Here is an 18,389-nt window from a genome sequence, read left to right as displayed (position 1 = left end):
AAGAAATGTACAAAATTATAGCCGATTTTTACATCCCGCCCGATCTGATCAACACTAATTTTGTTAAAAAAGAAATCCATATGGAAACAACAAACAACACGGCATTAATCGTCGGGGCAAATGGTGTCATCAGCACAAACCTCATTGACTATCTTAGCAGCCTTGGAAATTGGGACATCATTGCATTATCCCGTCGCGGCGGAACCGATCACGGCCACGTGCATTATATTGCAGTAGATTTATTGGATTTAGAGGACGCTGTCAACAAACTAAACTCATTAACAACCGTAACCCACATTTTTTACGCAGCTTATCAGGACCGGGAAAGTTGGGCTGCATTGGTCGAACCTAATTTGAGGATGTTGGTCAATGTCATAAAGGCTATTGAACCAGTAGCCAAATCCCTACAACATGTGAGTCTTATGCAGGGTTATAAAGTATATGGTGCGCATGTTGGCCCATTTAAAACGCCAGCCAAAGAATCGGATGCTGGTCATATGCCACCTGAATTTAATACCAGCCAGCTACAGTACCTGCAACAGCAACAGATTGGCAAACAGTGGACCTGGTCCGCGATCCGGCCATCGGTTGTGGGTGGAACAGCTCCCGGCAACCCGATGAACCTTGCACTGTTGATAGCTGTATATGCTACTATTTCCAAAAAATTAAATATTCCACTTCGTTTTCCGGGGAAACCCGGTGCCTATGGCAAACTGTTGGAGGTGACCGATGCCAACTTATTGGCAAAGGCGACTTTATGGGCCGCTACGGAGCCGCTTGCTGCCAATCAGGCCTTCAATATTAATAATGGTGACTTATTCCGTTGGGAAGATCTCTGGCCCAAGATTGCGAAATATTTCAAGATGGAAGTCGACGCACCCTTACCCATACCTCTACAGACGATGATGTCCGACAAAGCAGATATATGGGAAGATATAAGGACCCAACATGGATTGAATTATACTTATACAGAAGTATCTGCCTGGGCTTTTGGCGATTTTGTTTTCTCTTGGGATTATGACTTTTTTGCGGATGGCAGTAAAGCACGGAGAATGGGATTTCATGAGTTCGTTGATACCGAGCAGATGTTTTTTCGTCTATTCGACGAAATGCGGAATAAACAAATTATCCCTTAATAGCATTTCTCTTCATGGTGATTTTGATGATCGCCATGAAGAGAAAAATCAACTTGTTATTTGACCACTGTAGCTTCCAATTCGACCTTCAGCGTCTCAAATAATCCTACAACTTCCAGCGCTGTTAATGCCTGTTCAATTTGGTGTTTGGCAATCCATTCCTGAAGTATCGGGAAATGTGGCCAAAGTTCTCGCATGGAAGTGGTATATAGGTTTAAGCGCACAATTCCGCTACACAAATAGCCAGCCGTCTGAATAACGTTTTCGAGATTGGCAATAGCCTGTCTCAGTTGGGACTCCATGTCTTTATCACTGGAAATTCCGTCATCAGCTATTGCCGCCTGTCCCGAACAATACAAGGTCCCCGCTACATTTTTTACTTCAACAGCCTGCACGTAACTCCGTTGCCGTTGCCACGTCCATGGGTTAATCGATCTTTTATTCATTTTCACAACATTTTGATGTACAACAAAATTGTGAAATGGCAGATGTAAATACCCTTGATAAAACGCACAATTTTTGCGTGACAGAAGTCACATCACCGCGGCAGCCGGCTTAGCGCCTCCCGAGAAACACCCAAATAGGCTGCAAGTAATGATTTCGGAACACGCTGTACCAGCGTGGGGTATTTTTTCAGGAGTTGTTCATAGCGTTCTTTAATCCCTACTGTCATTGTGGAAATAATGCGTTGCTGCGCAGCGATAAAGCCTTGATAAGCCTTCTCCAGAAAAAAATGCTCTAATTGGGGCATTGCAGCGCATAGTTTTCTATAGTCAGTCAAACGGAGGCAAAGTACCTCCGTATCTTCAACACATTCAAGTGACATCGTGGCCCTCGATTCCGTATAAAAAGCCGCAAAGTCAGTCTCCCACCAATCTTCCTGTGCAAAACCGACAATATGCTCCTTTCCGGTATCGTCAGAATAAACGAGTTTTAAAAGTCCTTTGAGTACAAAAAAGTTGCATGGTACCAGCTCTCCTTCCTGAATCAAAAATTGATGTTTTTTGTATTTTTTATAGCTAAAAAAAGAAGAAATCGTTTCAAATTCAGTATCGTCAAGAGGTACAATACGTTCTATATGATCTCTTAATTGATTCATCATTGTATAAAATTTGGTTGCTAAAAATACAATTTTCTTACATCATTTTGCCGGTTTCTTGGACAAACTGCTATTCCGCTCAACCTGATCCAAGTTTGCTAAAAGAAAAGTTAATTTGTTTGGTTACTGACAGCTGCAGAGTGATATTGGTTACGGTATAGTCTTTTTTTGTTTCAAAAAAGTTCATTTTGTTATTGATCATCATCCCGTAGCTGAAAGACCAATCATCCTTGGTGTAGCTGGCCACTGTTCTTGCCAATACAGTTGGGTAAATTTTAAAATGAAACTTCTTAAAATTTTCGAGGTCATTTCCGATGTTAAAACCAATTGTTGTATATGCCGTAATCAACCAATGCTGATCTAAAACCCAAGAATATACATATCCTCCCTGTGCACCGATCTGTAGATTATCGAGATTCTGTACAAGATTTCCTTCAGCCCCTTCAAAGTCCCGCAGTCGATGCCAATATAGGTTGGTTCCTAGCAGAAAGCTGCCTGCACTCTGAAGCTGTCGTTCGCTTCGCTCAAAAGCTGCCTTCAATGAAAATTGTGTGTGATTAAACAGGTAGGTCTGTTCGAGTCCCATCTGATTGATTTTCATTTCCGGAAAAAGATTGATGTCCCTTCCATCCATGGCAAAGAAACCTTTATAACGTTGAAAATAGATGTCCGTCACAAACTTTCGTCCATACCGATGGATCTGGAAGTCTGTCGAACTGGTTTTACCGTATGTTTTATCTTTTAATGAAACGATCTTTGTGCCTACTAAAAAATTAATCATAGTGTTTCTGATCCCCAGCCCCACGCCCACTTTCATCGGATAATTCGGCTCAAAAGTCTTGTCCTCGGTGGTCATGTTGACCGCGCTTGTTGATAGATAACTCGTTAACCAAGAGGCATTGGGATAGGTATAAATAAATGTCGTGTCAATTTCCTGTCCTTTTGAACAGAACGATAATAAACACATCGTAATAAATAGCACAATGTTCTTAAGCATTAAAAACGGACATAAAGTTTTCAATAAAATAAGCAGTATAAATCTATGTGGTGAATATACAGCTTATAGGATAAAAACGATAACTTTCCATGCGAGGTTTTATTACAATCTTCTTCTCCACAAGTTTTTTTTTGATACCGGCAGGGATCGCAGTAGGCTCATTGGTTTAAAAACAATCATTTCCTTTAGCAAATCAGAAAATTATTTGATCTAAGAACGCATTGTATTTCCATTACATGATTTATTTTTCAGTCTCTTTTTATAAAGCGGACTACTCATTCTTTCTTAATAAATTTGACAAGATGTGAAGTATGGCCCTTATACTAATTTGTCCCGACATATCGACTCCAGTTACGGATTTTGGCATCGGTGGAATAGATTTTGTTTTGTTGTTATTTTATACGTACTTTGAATAGGTTTTTGTGGGATACCTATTGTAAACAGAATTAAATTATGAATTTCTCCGCCCGTTCGGATCAGCAAATTTTTGAATCAGTTTGTCAAGGTGAGGAAAGAGCGCTACAACATCTGATGCACCGCTTCTGGCAGCCGCTGTTCAAGACAGCCTCAGTCACCATGCAGGATCCCGAAGTATGTCAGGAACTTGTCCAAAACGTATTTATCAATATCTGGCGAAACAGGGAGAAAATAAATCTCAAATATTCCATCAAAACCTATCTATTTGGCTGTATTCGTTATGAAGTATTCCGAAATGTCAAAAAAAAGATGGATTATGTCGAACTTAAAGATTTAGATGAGAACTATGTTGACTCATTCAATCCGTTGTTAAAATTGGAGTATACAGAACTGCTTGACTATCTGGATCAAATGATCAATCAGCTTCCTGATAAATGTAAGGAGATCTTTTACCTCAGCAGAATGGAGCAACTTAGCCATAAGGAAATTGCCGAGAAGCTGAATATTTCTGTAAAAACAGTAGAAAACCAAATTTCTATTGCACTGAAACGATTAAAACAAGGGATGCAGAATATGCACATCTTTTTTCAAATTTTCTTTTTCTAACAAGAATCTGAAATACAATATATTACAACCGCAACAATCTAATAAAAGGCTCTTTTATATTTTCTTTTAAAAAAAAATGCAATTCCTTTTGGGGGCTAATTGAAAAAATGAACTCTATAAGAACGAATCAATTATAGATTTCATGAAAAAACCTGAAATTATAGACTTAATCAAGAAAATTTTGCGCAAGCAATCCTCCGAAGATGAAGTGCGTGAAGTAGACCACAGGCTCTTGGATGCTTATCATGATACTACTTGGGACGAAGGTAAATTCGGCCCTGCAGAAAATATAGAAAAACAGATTAAGCTCAACGTAGAACAACTTATTCAAGCAGAAGCGGGCAATACAAAAAAAACAAGTATTTTCCTTCGTTACCTCCCTTATGCCGCCTCTTTGTTATTGGCTGTTTCCAGCATTGCCGGATATTATTTTTTTAAGGGTCGGAAGGCCGATTTACAAGCCACCAATCAACAGGCATACCTGAATCCGGGGACCGAAAAAGCTTCTTTGAAAAATTCAGACGGCAGCAGCCTGGATCTGCAGCAACAGCAGGTTGGAGACACTGTTCCTTTCGGAAAGCTGTTGTTCAAAATTGATCAAGAAGGCATTATTAGTTATCAGGCAAAGACCGGAAAAAAAGACATGGAAGCTCAACTTGTCACCTTAGCAACCCCAAAAGGCGGTAAATATCAGATCAATTTAGAAGATGGTACCAAAGTATGGCTCAACGCCGAGAGTAGCCTAATTTTCCCCGAGCATTTTGCTGCTGACCGTCGTCTCGTTCAGGTCAAGGGAGAAGCTTACTTCGAAGTTGCTGAATCAAAACACAAACCTTTCATTGTAGCGGGTAATGGATTTGGAATCCGGGTACTGGGGACCAAATTTAATGTATCCGATAGGGATAACCTCCATGTTGCAAAAGTCGCTCTGTTACAGGGATCAGTACGTTTGACTTCAAAAACAGGCCAGACCATGCTCAAACCCGGTGAACGTGCGAAGATATCTACCTCAGGTGTTCAAATAGATCAATTTGACGCGGAATCCGAAATCGCCTGGAAGAACAACTATTTTATTTACAAAGATGAAAATATCAAAACCATTATGGCGGATGTTGCGCAATGGTATGATGCCGAAGTTATATTTCAGGGAAATGACTGGGATGATGTAAACCTTAAGATGAAAGTCTCCCGAAGAGAAAATATCGAAGAGATCTTGTCACTTCTCGAATTAACAAAATCAATCAAATTTAAAGTTGTGGAAAGGAGGATCTACGTCACAAAAAGATAAATCGAAAACTTAAGCCGGGATGCTGTCACATCCCGGCTACGAATAGAGTTTAAAAATTTTCTGTCAAAAATTAATTAACCTTTTAATTCTAAACAAAATTATGAAAATAATACTGGGAAAAGAACAGTACATGTTCTTAATTAAGACCCTATTGATTATGAAGTTCTACCTAATGCTCGCATTTTTTGGCGTTGTTCAGGCTAAAACTCCGGTTTATAGCCAAAAAATGAACCTACATTTTAAAAATAGTAAGGTCGACCTTGTTCTTGCAGAAATCAGCAAACAGGCGCAGCTTGACCTGCTTTATGATTCAAAGCTGATCAAGAAAGCAAGCCCTGTCACCCTCAATCTGGAGAATGCCACGTTAAATGAAGCGCTGACAGCCTTGTTTCGAAATCAGGCACTTGAGTTTGAAGTCATCAAAAAGACCTTAATAATACGTCCAAAAGAATCGACGGGAGTAGCTCGTACCGCAGAGATTACCGAAAATCAAAAAGCCATCAATGGCTCGGTCAAAGATCAACAGGGAAACCCATTAGCCGGTGTTACCGTACGTATAAAAAATACCCAGATCACAACGACAACCGACGGCAAGGGAGATTTTACCATCGCCCCACCATCCGGATCCGGCCAGGTGATCTTGACATTTACATACGTAGGCTATGAACCTATTGAACGACCAGCAGATAACAAGGACCATTTAAATATAACCTTGGCATTGGCCAATAATAATCTGGATGATGTTGTTGTTGTAGGTTATGGTACACAGAAAAAAATCAATGTTACGGGTGCCGTAAGTTCGGTAAATATGGCCGATATGCGTACACCGGTTCCCAATTTATCGAATGCTTTAGCAGGTAAGGTAGCAGGTATTATCTCGGTACAATCGAGTGGCGAACCCGGTTATGACAATTCGACCTTCACAATTCGTGGAATCGGGACTTACGCTGGTAATTCGTCACCTTTAATTATCATTGATGGTGTACAACGTGATGATGTCAATAGTGGTTTCGGTGGATCTTTCAATAATATTGACCCGGAAGACATCTCCAGTATTTCCTTATTAAAAGATGCCTCATCCACGGCAATGTATGGTGCTAAGGGTGCCAACGGTGTTTTGATTATCACCACCAAGAGAGGTGTCGCTGGCAAACCAAAGATTTCCTTTAAGGCAGAGAATGGCTTTTCCAGTTTTACAAAAACACCGCAAATGCTGGATGGCATAAAATATATGGAGCTGCAGAATGAAGCAAGAACAAATATGGGCTTGACCCCAACCTATTCAGATGAATTGATCCAAAAAACAAAAAGTGGACTAGATCCCTATATGTATCCCAATGTGAACTGGATTGATGAAGTGTATAAAAAGAATTCCATGCTGACCAATGCCAACATCAATGTTACCGGCGGTGGCGAATCGGTGAAATACTATATTTCGGGATCGTATTATAATCAAAAAGGCCCTTATAAGGTAAGCAACTTAAACAATTACAACCCTAATCTCGATTTCAAACGATATGATTTCAGGAGTAATGTAGATGTCAATTTATCAAAAAATACTTCCGTTCAGCTCAACTTAACAGGGATGTTGGTCAACTCCCGCTATCCCGGTATTGCTGCCGGTGATCTATGGTATTTGGCTTATGCGACGACACCCGTCGCATACCCAATTCAATATCCGGACGGTAAATGGGCCGGACCACTTAGCGGTGGTGGCGCAAACCCATTAAATGAAGTACAAAACAATGGTTATTCCAGCGAATTTAAACCCATTGTGCAGTCGGTACTGACCATTAATCAAAAATTAGACGACATTACTGAGGGATTGTCTGCTTATGCCCGGTTTTCCTTTGATAGTTATGGCGAATTCAACAACCGTCGCTCAGGAAAAAATGATTTATGGCAGGCAACAGGAAGAACCCCTGAAGGGGACTTTATTTTTAACCAAACTAGAGTCGGTCAACAATTTTTGGATTATAGCCAGGAATCTTCCGGTCAACGCGTCATGTACCTCGAAGGTAATTTAAATTATGATCGTACTTTCAATGATCACAAAATCGGCGGGATGTTCCTCTATAATATGCGTAACCGTCTGGTCAGTCTATCAGGCAGCGTTATTGGCTCTATTCCCTATCGTAACCAAAGTTTGGCTGGACGGATTAACTACGGATTCCGTGATAAATACCTTGTTGAAGTAAACGCTGGTTATACAGGATCTGAAAATTTCGAGAAGGGCCAGAAGTTTGGCCTATTTCCTTCCGCTTCGGCTGGCTGGGTGATTTCCAATGAAGAGTTTTTTGAGCCGTTGAAAAAGACATTTAGCTTATTAAAGCTTCGAGGATCTTATGGTATTGTTGGAAACGACAATATTGGAGCTGGCGGCCGTTTTCCCTACTTAACGCAGATCGGCGGTGGTGGTTTTACAGGCTTTGGTCTTAATGGAACTTGGGCCGGCGGAAAGACAGAAAATGTAATGGGTGTAGAAAACCTGACCTGGGAAAAATCCTATAAAACCGGGATCGGTCTTGAAATTGGCCTGTGGAACAAGCTCAATCTGATCTTTGACGGTTTCGCCGAACGTCGTAAGAATATTTTGATTGAACGAAAATCCCTTTCTTCTATCGCCGGTTATAGTAACTTAGCCGTATACGCCAATAAAGGTGAGATGGACAATAAAGGCATGGACGCCAGTGTTGAGTATAACGACAAATTTGGGGAAGTTGGCTTCCGCCTTTTTGGTAATGTCACCTATAGCCGCAACAAAATTGTCTTCGCCGATGAGCCGGTCAGGCGGTATGGTTATCAATCAATGACCGGAACACGCTTTGGTGAATACCAGGGACATATTGCCATGGGTTACTTTACGAGCAAAGAAGAGGTCGAGTCTGCCCCGCAACAGAAGTTTAACCCGGTATCTCCAGGGGATATCCGTTACAAAAACTTAAATGCTGAGGATGATAATATCATTGATGCTTATGACCGAACCTACCTTGGAAAATCCTGGTTTCCTTCTTGGTTATATGGTGCTGGTTTTTCTGCATCCTATAAAAACTTTGACCTTTCGGTATTCTTCCAAGGGGTCGCGGACGTAGGTATTATGGCCAATGGCAGTGAAATCCCTGGAAAAGGCATGGGGGTCAATGGTGTTGGTGTGCTCCCTTTTTCGGGTTTGGGAATCTATCCCAACAATACCATGTCCATTGTTGAAGACCGTTGGACCGCAGAAAATCCACGTCAGGACGCTTACTACCCACGCCTAACCATGGCCAGTGGAAGTGACAACAATTATATTAACAGTACACATTGGTTAAAAGATGGATCTTATATCCGTATGAAACAGGCCTCTGTGGGCTATACTATTAAAGCAAAAGGCTTAGACAAACTTGGTTTCACCTCTATGTATGTGTATTCATCAGGCCAAAACCTCCTGACGTTTAGCAAATTCAAGCTCTGGGATCCCGAATTGGGAAGCAACGGTGCCAAATATCCATTAAATCGCATGATTACCTTCGGCGTTCGGGCACAGTTTTAATCTAACTATATACCACAACTATGAAACAGATAACACCAAAATATATCGTATCAGGCCTACTGGCACTGGCCTTATGCCAAAATATGCAAAGCTGTACTTATTTGGACAAGAAACCGGATAACCTCCTCACTTCAGACATGGTCTGGGAGACCAGGGCAAATGCAGAATCTTACTTAAACCAGATCTATAGTTATATCGAAACACCTGTAGACGATTTTACTACCCTTGGTGCCAGCGATGAAAGTTCATGTAACATACCCGTTGTGAATGTTCGGCAAATGGCTGTCGGGAACTGGAATCCACAAAGCATGTACTGGCAGCATTATTGGAATAATGCATACGCCGCTATTCGGCAATCATTTGTTTTTGAGGAAAACATCGACAAGGTTCCCGAAGGTGCATTGAGCACAGAACTTAAAGTACAATACAAAGCCGAAGCAAGGTTTTTGCGGGGCTGGTACTATTGGAAATTGCTACGTCAATATGGCCCAGCGGTATTGTTGAAAGGGACATTGGGTTTGAACGAAGATTTCAACAAATATCCCCGCAATTCATTTCAGGAATGTGTCGATTACATCAATAGCATGATGGATCTTGCTGCAGCAGACCTTCCTGTGGTATGGTCCGCCTCCTCCAATTATGGTCGTCCAAGCAAAGGAACCTGTTTGGCCATAAAATCACAGGTGGCGCTATGGGCTGCAAGTCCCTTATGGAATGGAAATCCACGATTTGCAAATTTCAAAAACAAGGATGGTAAGGCACTTGCCCCACTGCAGAACGATGCCAATAAATGGCAATTGGCCGCTGATGCCGCAAAAGCTGTTATTGACTTAAATGCCTATAAGCTCTTTACCAATCTGGATGAAGGAGATTCAAAATTCGATCCTTACCTGTCTTTCCGTAACCTCTTTTTAACAAACTGGAATAATGAGATTATTTTTTCCACGCACAAAGCGGACACCTGGCAATGGGGACATGAGAAACGAAGTGCACCTGAACCCGGTGGAATTGCGATGATGAATGCCACACAAAATGTGGTAGATGCCCACCTGATGCGTAATGGCAAGACTATTGACGATCCCAGCTCTGGTTATCGGGAGGATGGTTTTGTAGCAACGGATGATCCAGCCGACTGGGGCAAGAGCCGCGATGGCGTCAATAGAGGTTACATCGCTGGCAATTCAAATATGTATGTAAACCGGGAAGCGCGATTTTACGTCAATATCCTCTATAATGGTAAGCCTATCCTACCCGCACCGACAGCCGATGACCGCAACTTCTTTTCGTCAGATGCCAACAAGGATGGACGCGGAAGGGCCGAGTTTTATTATTCAGGAAAAGCTGGATTGGTCCAAAATTCAAATAGTGCCGATAAAACAGGATACCTTGCACAAAAAAATGTCAGTCCAGCCAGTAATATTCGCCAGGATCGAGCCGTATATCGTCCGTATATCCATATCAGATTGGCCGAAATCTATTTAAATTATGCCGAATCGCTCAATGAAGTTAATCCGAGCCATCCTGATATTCTATCCTATCTAAACCTTGTCCGTCAACGGGCCGGTTTGCCTAAATTGGAAACTGTCTATCCACAGGTGGTGGGCAATAAAGATGAACAACGTAAATGGATTCTTCGAGAGCGGCAAATTGAGCTGGCTTTTGAGGGCGACCGTTATTTCACGCTCATTCGTCGACTGATGATGGGAAACCCAGCCGCTCGCGCAATATACCGGTTGAATATCGCTTCAAACGATAACAATCAAGGATTTTTTTATCAGGACTTTTATAAAAGAAACTTATTACAAAACAGATTCTGGGATGACAAAATGTATCTATTTCCAATTTTCCAAGATGATCTGGACAAGAATACAGCCCTTGTTCAAAATCCTGGCTGGTAATTGGGGTTGAATTTTAACTTTTACTATTTATGAACCTTCCTATTTAAAATTTCATTTTTATCCCACAGGTACATGTAAATTTTAAAATAGGATAAGCTCCATCTGGCGGATGGAAAAAAAATTATTGACAGATGAAATTAATATATAAAAAGTATTTATTCTTTCCCCTCCTCTCCTTAGTGCTATTGGTGGGAATATGTTCATGTAAGAAAGATAATATGGGTGCAGCACATGATCCCAATGCGGCAATTGTTGTCACGGATTTCCTTCCAAAGCAAGGTATCTATGGAACAGAAGTTCTGATCAATGGGGAGAACTTTACAACGGACACCACGGCGATTTCCGTTAAGCTCAATGGCATCCCGTTAAAGATTATAGCATCAAATGGCACGCAGATTATGGCCATAGTCCCTAAAAGGGCTGGCAGTGGAGTTATTGAAGTCTCTATTGGCGGAAAAACGGGAACGTCAAAAGATAGTTACAACTATATCTATAAAAGAACAGTCAGTACCTTGGCCGGCAACGGAACTGCAGGATTCTTTAACGGAAAAGGTACTGATGCAAAGTTTAATTTTGGTGGTGAACCTTGGTACCGCAATGGCGGTATCGCTGTAGATGATGCGTTAAATGTCTATGTCACTGACCCCGGTAACCACTGTATCCGTAAAATTGATCCCGCCGGAAACGTCAGTACGTTAGCAGGATCCCCAAGTAATGCCGGTTTTGCAGAAGGGAAAGGAGGTGAAGCACGGTTTAGCCTTCCCTATGGATTGACCATTGATGAACAGGGTAATCTGTATTGTGTCGATCCCGGAAACTGGGATATCCGTAAGATAACACCCGATGGTACAGCAAAGCTTGTCGCCTGGGCCGCGAGAGAGCCTTGGTTCATTACTTATGACCGAACCTCAAAAAAGCTATACTATAATTCTGTTACCTCCCCGGCTCCTATTTATCAGTTAAATACAGATGGTACAGCAGTAACGACAGTCATCGATGGATTGAATTTTCCAGCAGGAATGGCCTGCGGACCGGATGGCAGTCTATACATCTGTATCCATGGCGACAATCAAATCAGAAAATACGATCCCAAAACATGGAAGCATACCATGAGTGCCGGTTCTGGTAAATATGGTTACAAAAATGGACTCAATACAGAGGCCGAATTTGCCCTCCCCTGGGGTATTGCAGCTGACAACCAAGGCAATGTATATGTAGCTGGAAATGGTACCGCCGGTGCCGATAGTGGATCTCCGGATCAGAGCATCCGCTTGGTGGATGGCAAGACATTCCAGGTAAGTACATTTGCAGGATCCAATATCGCTGGTTTTACAAATGCCGTTGGCGAAGCCGCTTCGTTTAATGTGCCTGAAGGTGTTGCTGTAGACAAAAATGGTACGGTCTATGTCATTGACAAGAAAAATAATAGTGTCCGAAAGATTATCTCGGAATAAATGAGTGGGTGTCCGACGTAAAGCGATCGGACACCTGCTTTTTCTAAGCGGTGGGTTGCATCCCCGACGACATCTTTTCAATTCATGCGTTCTCAGAAGCTTCGCTTTTATGCCTTCGACAGCTTCTTTACATTTCAAATGACTTTATATGATTTTTAAGCGTCTATTTTCCTTGAGCTATGTACTGCTGCAGGGTATGCTATTGTTTGCAGCATGTGGTCATGCTGATCATCTCGATCATACACAGACCGACGCAGCTCTTCAAAAAAGCAGGTACGTCTCGGTTAGGGGCAATGACCTAAACAAGGGTACGGAGAGCAAGCCCTTTCGTACGATTGCCCGCGCTTTGGAGGCAATATCACCAGGCGACACTATTTTTGTTCGCGAGGGTGCCTACCATGAGAAAGTAATGATTTCAAAATCGGGAAGTTCAGCAAAACTCATTACGATAAAGCCCTATCCCAATGAAGCGGTGGCCATTGATGGCGAGGGACTATCCATCTTCGGCACAGAAGCATTAGTAACGATCAGAAATGCCCGATTTATTCAGTTTGAGGGTTTTGAAATCCGAAATTTTAAAACACAGGCCAAAGGCAATGATGTGAATGGGATTATTATTGATCAAGGCTCTAAAAACATCACTGTGCGAAATAATAGAGTCCATCATATCGAAAACAATGCCAGCCCACAGGATGGCAGAAGTGGGCATGGTATTCTGGTCATTGGCAATACCGCCGAGGCCTTACAGGATATTATTGTGGAGGATAATACGATCCATGACTGCAATACCGGTTATTCCGAAAATCTGACAATCAATGGATATGTCGATGGCTTTATTATCAGACGAAATAAGGTATACAATGGCGAAAATATTGGTATTGTTGCAGCCGGAGGATATGCCGCCAATGCGACAGCAAGCCTGAACTATGTACGTAATGGACTGATCAGCCAAAACGAAGTTTACGATATTGACGGTAGAACTGGTCCTATCCCCGCATTTGCCCAGCATAACGGGGCCATTGGGATTTACATCGATGGCGCCCGGGATATCATTGTTGAAAGAAACAGTGTCTATCGCTGTGGACGGGGAATCGGGCTAGTCAGTGAAACTGATCATTTTCCGACACGTGACTGTATCGTAAGAAATAACGAAGTTTATCACAATTCACTCGCGGGGATAAGCTTAGGCGGTTACCTAAATTACACCGGTGGTGGTACGCTGAAGTGTTATGTTGTGAATAATACCTTATTTCACAACAATATCGACAAAGGGTATTTTGATGAAATTGAAGGTGAAATACGACTTGTTGAGAGCTGTACAGAAAACATCATCCAGAATAATATTATTGTAGCACAGCCTAATAGTGTATTTATTCATAAATATACCAATACGGGTAAATCCAATGCGATTGACTACAATTTATACTTCAGTACCGGAGAAGGTCAGTGGATATGGAATGGGAAAGTCATCCGGGATCAACACACCTGGAAATCAACCCTTATTGGCGATACACATACGATCTTTGGACAGGACCCGGGGTTTATATCAACGACACAAGCAGATTTTGGATTACGGGACTCATCTCCTGCCCTCGCCAAAGGGAAATTTATTGGTCAAGCAATCCATGGTGAATTGGATTTGAGTGGACAGGCAAGATTTGAGTCAAATCGCATTTCCATTGGAGCATTTCAAAAATAATCGTTTAAAAAGAAAATAGGCCAGTTGACACGAAATTGTCTATTGGTCTATCTTGCGTTTAATTCGAATGATTTTCCTTCGATTTAAAAAATCGCTGGGTCAGATATTTTCGCACAGGGACATCGTATAGTTTTAAACAAATATAAGCGAGCACAATGCTACCGATTACAACCGCTGCTGCACCGGGCAATGATTCTTCAAAGCTGAGGTTTTCATTTTTTACCCAAGCGTAATACAAATAGATAAAGGGATAGTGCACCATATACAAAGGGTAAGAGATGTCTCCCAGGAATTTAGACAGTTTGTTTGTAAAACTGCCTCCCTTTCCGGAAGCCCCCAGAACAACTAGCAGTGGAAAAATCAGCACACAGCACAACGTATCATAGAGTCCATTCATCCAGAGGTTTTCAGCTCCCCCGATACGCGGAATCGCCAAAAGTGAAACAAGGATAATACTACAGATCCAAAATGCCCCTTTTATCCGAACAGGTTTAAATACTCGAGATAGAAATAAACCTGCGGTAAAAGAAAATAAAAGACGTAATGATCCGGCTGTGAACTCCATTCCTGTCAGCGAAAACCCTGCACAGATATCACCCAATGGGCCCCAGATAGCAAAAACAGCCAATCCACATGCTGTAACGACGACGAGCCCGCCAAGTGCTTTTGTTGAAAATTTACGGATGACCAAAACATAAAGAACATTACCAATATATTCAAAAAATAAAGACCAGCTCGGGCCGTTAAGTGGAAACATCTCCCCTAGGCCTCTTACTTCATGTCCAGGCAGAGCAGGGATCAACAGTGCGTTCAATACCGTAGCCAGCAATAAAGCCGAAACAGTCACCTTGGATACATCCCACACCGAACAGCCCTGAGAATAAAACATCAAAGCGCCAATGATCGCCCCCATAACAACCATGGGATGAAGCCTTATAATCCGGCGTTTGATAAAATCCATTGTCGTCATCGTTCTCCAACGGTCATCATAAGCATAACCGACAACAAATCCAGAGAGCATAAAGAAAAAATCGACTGCTAAATAACCGTGGTTAATACGTTGATCCAGGTGGCTGGTTGCAAAGGCTTCAAAAATATGGAAGCATACGACTGTGATAGCTGCAACACCACGCAGGCCGTCGAGCACAGTATAATGTGGTTTGGTATCGGCATACGCGGATGTAGAAACTGCTGTATTAGGCATAGAAATAATAAGAATAGTTTGATTGATTTCCTAAAGCAAAGACGTAAATATAAACAAATTTGAAAAAACGTTTTATCGCTGCCGTTCAAACGAATCGTTTATCATTTAACAACAGGAATATAATCCTTCAAATAAACCTGTTCTTTCCGCATATCCTGAATATATTCTTTACTAAAAATTTCCAAAAGTATATCAGAAATGGCAGTTGTAGTCGGACCTTCATCTTCGGATTCACCAAAAGAGAAGATCTGTTCTTCCGTTCTATCTTTTTTAGTTAAAAAATAATAGAAATCCGGACTTTCCCAGCCTTTTACCCCAAACCCGGCTTCTTTTGATAGGTTGAGAGGCGTGTATGATTTTTGTAGAAAATTCTGAAGATTTTGGAAATCGGCCATATTTTTTGAGGTTTTGCTCGCCGATAAATAAGCGAATTTACCACCGTTATTTTCCCCCATAGCCAGCGAGGGAAAAGCGACACCATTCAGCATGGCCAAGGTATCCTTCTCTTCGTTGTAGGACACCGTTGTATAGCGATAGCCATAATATTTCTTCGGTTTTAATTTCCTCGTGCCCCAGCCCGAGGTAGACTCCACATAAAATGGCGTCGGCAAACTTCCTTCGCTATCAAAAATTGCCATGGTATCTTTTTTGAACATGGCGGTTTCAAAAACCTCCTTTAATGCTTTCTTGTCCATGTTATTCACATCAGAAGCTAATATAGACTCCGTTTTTTTTATTTTCGGCGCATAAAACTTTGAAACATCGAACGACTTATCCAACTTATCCAAGAATACAACATCCGGATCCTGAGATTGACAAGAATATAACAACGTCAATAAAAGCAGTGAAAAAAGGAGACTTTTATGTATAGAACTAAATAGCTTCATGGGGAAAATTGCTCAAATTATCTTTTCATTTTCAATCTTAAACCAGCGGCAAAAGATAGTCAAATATAAGGAGTACAGCGTTAGGTTGACAATATTATTTACAATCCGTGCAAACTGGTTTTAAAAATTGATCGTTATCCGAAGAAAGGGATGCGATTAATCCAAACCATGAAATGGAAGTAAGAACAAATTGATTTCTGTTCGTAAATTTTTATTTATAAATTAGCGATAACAGCTTATCTCTAAATACAACTTGCGGTAATTTTTTTATCAAATTTCAAACAAAATATTATTTTTTTTGAAAAAGTGACAAGCCATGTAATCACATAACATAAAACTAGCATTATATTAATATTCAATAAAAATGAACGATTTTATACATGAATTTGAAGTTCTCATTGATACTTTTCCAGCCGAACTTTCGGCCATTAATACAGTCGCATTTAATGAAAAGTCAGTTCCGGGAAAATGGAGCAAGAAGGAAATTTTAGGACACTTGATCGATAGCGCCATGACAAACTATCTCCGGTTTATAAGAGCACAATCTGAAGAAAACCCGCAGATTTTTTATGCACAGGATGACTTTTGCGAAAACGCAAATTATCAGCAGTCAGAGACTAAACAACTCACAGACTTATGGTTATCGCTCAACAAGCAGCTTTTATTTCTATTCAGGACGCTGATTGCGAGAGATCTGACAGCACGAAAATGTAATGATCTAACATTGGCGTTTTTGATGGCAGATTATGTAACCCACCTCAATCATCACCGGCATCAAATACTAGCTTAATTGTAAATTCATAAAGAAGGTCTAGTCCAGATAATCAGATGATTCTAAGGACTAGACAAAATATAGTTTACTTCTTACTCCACCAATGATAATAGTTGTGGGCTCCGTCGTATTCAAATCCGCAACGTGGATATAGCGTATTGCCGATATCGTTTGTTTTTTCCGTTTCTAGCATCAAACCACAGGCACCGGTTTCCGTACACCATTGTTTACTTCGGTCTATCAGTGCGACAGAGAGTCCTTTACCACGATAGTCCTGATGAACAAACAGGTCGCTCAGCAGCCATTGCATTTCCAATTTGGTGTAATGAAACAGTTTATATAATTGTACAAATCCTACCGCTTTACCGTCCACCATCGCTAGAAAAATATCCGATTCGCTATTCAGAAACCGTTCTTTTAAAAAGACCTTCCCTTTTTCCAGATCCGATTCCTGGCGATAAAAAATCCGGTAGAGGTTAAACAGTTCTGCAGTCTGTTCCAGGTCTTCGAGGCTAGCTTTTTTAATTTGATAATTCATTTTAGTAAATATTTTGATTTATACGGGCAAAAATACTCGTAAAAGAAATTCGCCTCATCCTCCAGATTTGAGATGTCAGACAGTCCAGTATGTTACCATCGCTGATTAAAGTCATTAAACGAAGACGGGAGGAGTTCAGTCGTGTTGCATTCTTCAATCGACGGATAAAATTTCATTTGTTCATAATGACGTGATCAGCAATCAGTTTAACACAATTTGATGTATGATCATATATAAAATCTTTTCGGACGAATTGTAAAAGCAGCATACATGGAGTACTTTACACCTTTATATTTATCAAAAATGATAAAGAGCTTATGGTTAATGAGGTTCAGTCTGAAAAGATTTATTATCGACCAAAAAGGAAAAGTGCCACTATCGCCGTTATTTTAGTGTTCATTGGTCTAGCACCATTAGGCATCGATATTTCCTCTTTGTTATATTCCATGGTAGCGATTCCATTGAAACTTATCTGTATTCTTACCGGTTTTTGGGTTTTGAAAAACAAGAAGAGGACCATTCGAGCGAAAACAGATATACATGGTTTTTATTTCAAGCGAATGTGTGGTAGCCCGGTATTAAAAAAGGCTATAACGGACTTGGATTTATTGGTTTTTGTTCCATTTGTGCAAATTGTCAATATCCGGATAACAGCGAGTATCTGGACGGGAACGAGACTCGAACTAGAAACCACGCAAGGCAAAGAGATGCTGACTATGCTGAATGTACTGAGCAGAAAAGAAAAACAGCAGATTTATCAAACTATTAAAAGATTCGGAATAAGGAATCCCGTCAAACCCCGAAAGGAAGAAGGATACCTTAAATATTTAGAAAAACCTGCTGTAAATTAGCCTCCTCCCTG

General features: G+C 41.0%; 15 protein-coding genes. 9 read left to right on the top strand and 6 right to left on the bottom strand.

All coding sequences use genetic code 11. The features are described 5' to 3' along the window. The first annotated feature begins 80 nt into the window (after nucleotides 1–80). Entirely contained in the window at nucleotides 81–1,136 is a 1,056-nt protein-coding gene (locus G6053_RS10695; RefSeq protein ID WP_165306392.1) for an SDR family oxidoreductase, read from the top strand. Nucleotides 1,137–1,192: 56 nt separating this feature from the next. Here G6053_RS10695 and G6053_RS10690 read toward each other — a convergent pair whose 3' ends face one another. The 3 genes from G6053_RS10690 to G6053_RS10680 all read right to left on the bottom strand — a co-directional run bounded on the left by G6053_RS10690 (nucleotide 1,193) and on the right by G6053_RS10680 (nucleotide 3,232). After that, nucleotides 1,193–1,582: a RidA family protein gene (locus tag G6053_RS10690; RefSeq protein WP_165306391.1), complete on the bottom strand. Its 390-nt coding sequence runs from the start codon at nucleotides 1,580–1,582 to the stop codon at nucleotides 1,193–1,195. A gap of 92 nt (nucleotides 1,583–1,674) precedes the next feature. Further along, entirely contained in the window at nucleotides 1,675–2,238 is a 564-nt protein-coding gene (locus tag G6053_RS10685; RefSeq protein WP_165306390.1) for a Crp/Fnr family transcriptional regulator, read from the bottom strand. A 76-nt stretch (nucleotides 2,239–2,314) separates the two neighbouring features. Continuing rightward, complete coding sequence (locus tag G6053_RS10680) at nucleotides 2,315–3,232, bottom strand: DUF4421 family protein (protein WP_165306389.1); 918 nt, start codon at nucleotides 3,230–3,232, stop codon at nucleotides 2,315–2,317. A gap of 453 nt (nucleotides 3,233–3,685) precedes the next feature. Between G6053_RS10680 and G6053_RS10675 the strand changes: the two genes are divergently transcribed. The 6 genes from G6053_RS10675 (at nucleotide 3,686) to G6053_RS10650 (ending at nucleotide 14,126) form a co-directional block, all read left to right on the top strand. Further along, entirely contained in the window at nucleotides 3,686–4,255 is a 570-nt protein-coding gene (locus tag G6053_RS10675) for an RNA polymerase sigma-70 factor (RefSeq protein ID WP_108632114.1), read from the top strand. A 142-nt stretch (nucleotides 4,256–4,397) separates the two neighbouring features. After that, on the top strand, nucleotides 4,398–5,543 hold the full coding sequence (locus G6053_RS10670; RefSeq protein ID WP_108632115.1) for a FecR family protein: 1,146 nt from the start codon (nucleotides 4,398–4,400) through the stop codon (nucleotides 5,541–5,543). 100 nt (nucleotides 5,544–5,643) lie between these two features. Next, nucleotides 5,644–9,075: a TonB-dependent receptor gene (locus G6053_RS10665; protein ID WP_165306388.1), complete on the top strand. Its 3,432-nt coding sequence runs from the start codon at nucleotides 5,644–5,646 to the stop codon at nucleotides 9,073–9,075. A 20-nt stretch (nucleotides 9,076–9,095) separates the two neighbouring features. Then, a complete protein-coding gene (locus G6053_RS10660) occupies nucleotides 9,096–10,973 on the top strand; it encodes a RagB/SusD family nutrient uptake outer membrane protein (protein WP_165306387.1) in 1,878 nt (625 codons plus the stop codon). 131 nt (nucleotides 10,974–11,104) lie between these two features. Beyond that, entirely contained in the window at nucleotides 11,105–12,427 is a 1,323-nt protein-coding gene (locus tag G6053_RS10655) for an IPT/TIG domain-containing protein (protein WP_108632118.1), read from the top strand. A gap of 148 nt (nucleotides 12,428–12,575) precedes the next feature. Further along, entirely contained in the window at nucleotides 12,576–14,126 is a 1,551-nt protein-coding gene (locus G6053_RS10650) for a right-handed parallel beta-helix repeat-containing protein (RefSeq protein ID WP_165306386.1), read from the top strand. A 58-nt stretch (nucleotides 14,127–14,184) separates the two neighbouring features. Here G6053_RS10650 and G6053_RS10645 read toward each other — a convergent pair whose 3' ends face one another. Both G6053_RS10645 and G6053_RS10640 read right to left on the bottom strand, forming a co-directional pair. Next, nucleotides 14,185–15,330: an acyltransferase gene (locus tag G6053_RS10645; protein WP_108632120.1), complete on the bottom strand. Its 1,146-nt coding sequence runs from the start codon at nucleotides 15,328–15,330 to the stop codon at nucleotides 14,185–14,187. 101 nt (nucleotides 15,331–15,431) lie between these two features. Beyond that, on the bottom strand, nucleotides 15,432–16,217 hold the full coding sequence (locus G6053_RS10640; RefSeq protein ID WP_108632121.1) for a hypothetical protein: 786 nt from the start codon (nucleotides 16,215–16,217) through the stop codon (nucleotides 15,432–15,434). Nucleotides 16,218–16,581: 364 nt separating this feature from the next. Between G6053_RS10640 and G6053_RS10635 the strand changes: the two genes are divergently transcribed. After that, entirely contained in the window at nucleotides 16,582–17,007 is a 426-nt protein-coding gene (locus G6053_RS10635; RefSeq protein WP_108632122.1) for a DinB family protein, read from the top strand. A 67-nt stretch (nucleotides 17,008–17,074) separates the two neighbouring features. Here G6053_RS10635 and G6053_RS10630 read toward each other — a convergent pair whose 3' ends face one another. Beyond that, nucleotides 17,075–17,527, bottom strand: coding sequence for a GNAT family N-acetyltransferase (locus tag G6053_RS10630; protein WP_108632123.1), 453 nt, complete (start codon nucleotides 17,525–17,527; stop codon nucleotides 17,075–17,077). A gap of 317 nt (nucleotides 17,528–17,844) precedes the next feature. Between G6053_RS10630 and G6053_RS10625 the strand changes: the two genes are divergently transcribed. After that, nucleotides 17,845–18,378, top strand: a complete 534-nt coding sequence (locus tag G6053_RS10625) for a hypothetical protein (protein ID WP_108632124.1) — start codon at nucleotides 17,845–17,847, stop codon at nucleotides 18,376–18,378. Nucleotides 18,379–18,389: the final 11 nt, after the last annotated feature.

This window comes from Sphingobacterium sp. DR205 (assembly GCF_011064245.1).
In the GTDB taxonomy this organism is placed as follows: domain Bacteria; phylum Bacteroidota; class Bacteroidia; order Sphingobacteriales; family Sphingobacteriaceae; genus Sphingobacterium; species Sphingobacterium athyrii.
Note: the sequence above shows the minus strand (reverse complement) of the source record. Positions and strands in the feature narration are given on the sequence as shown.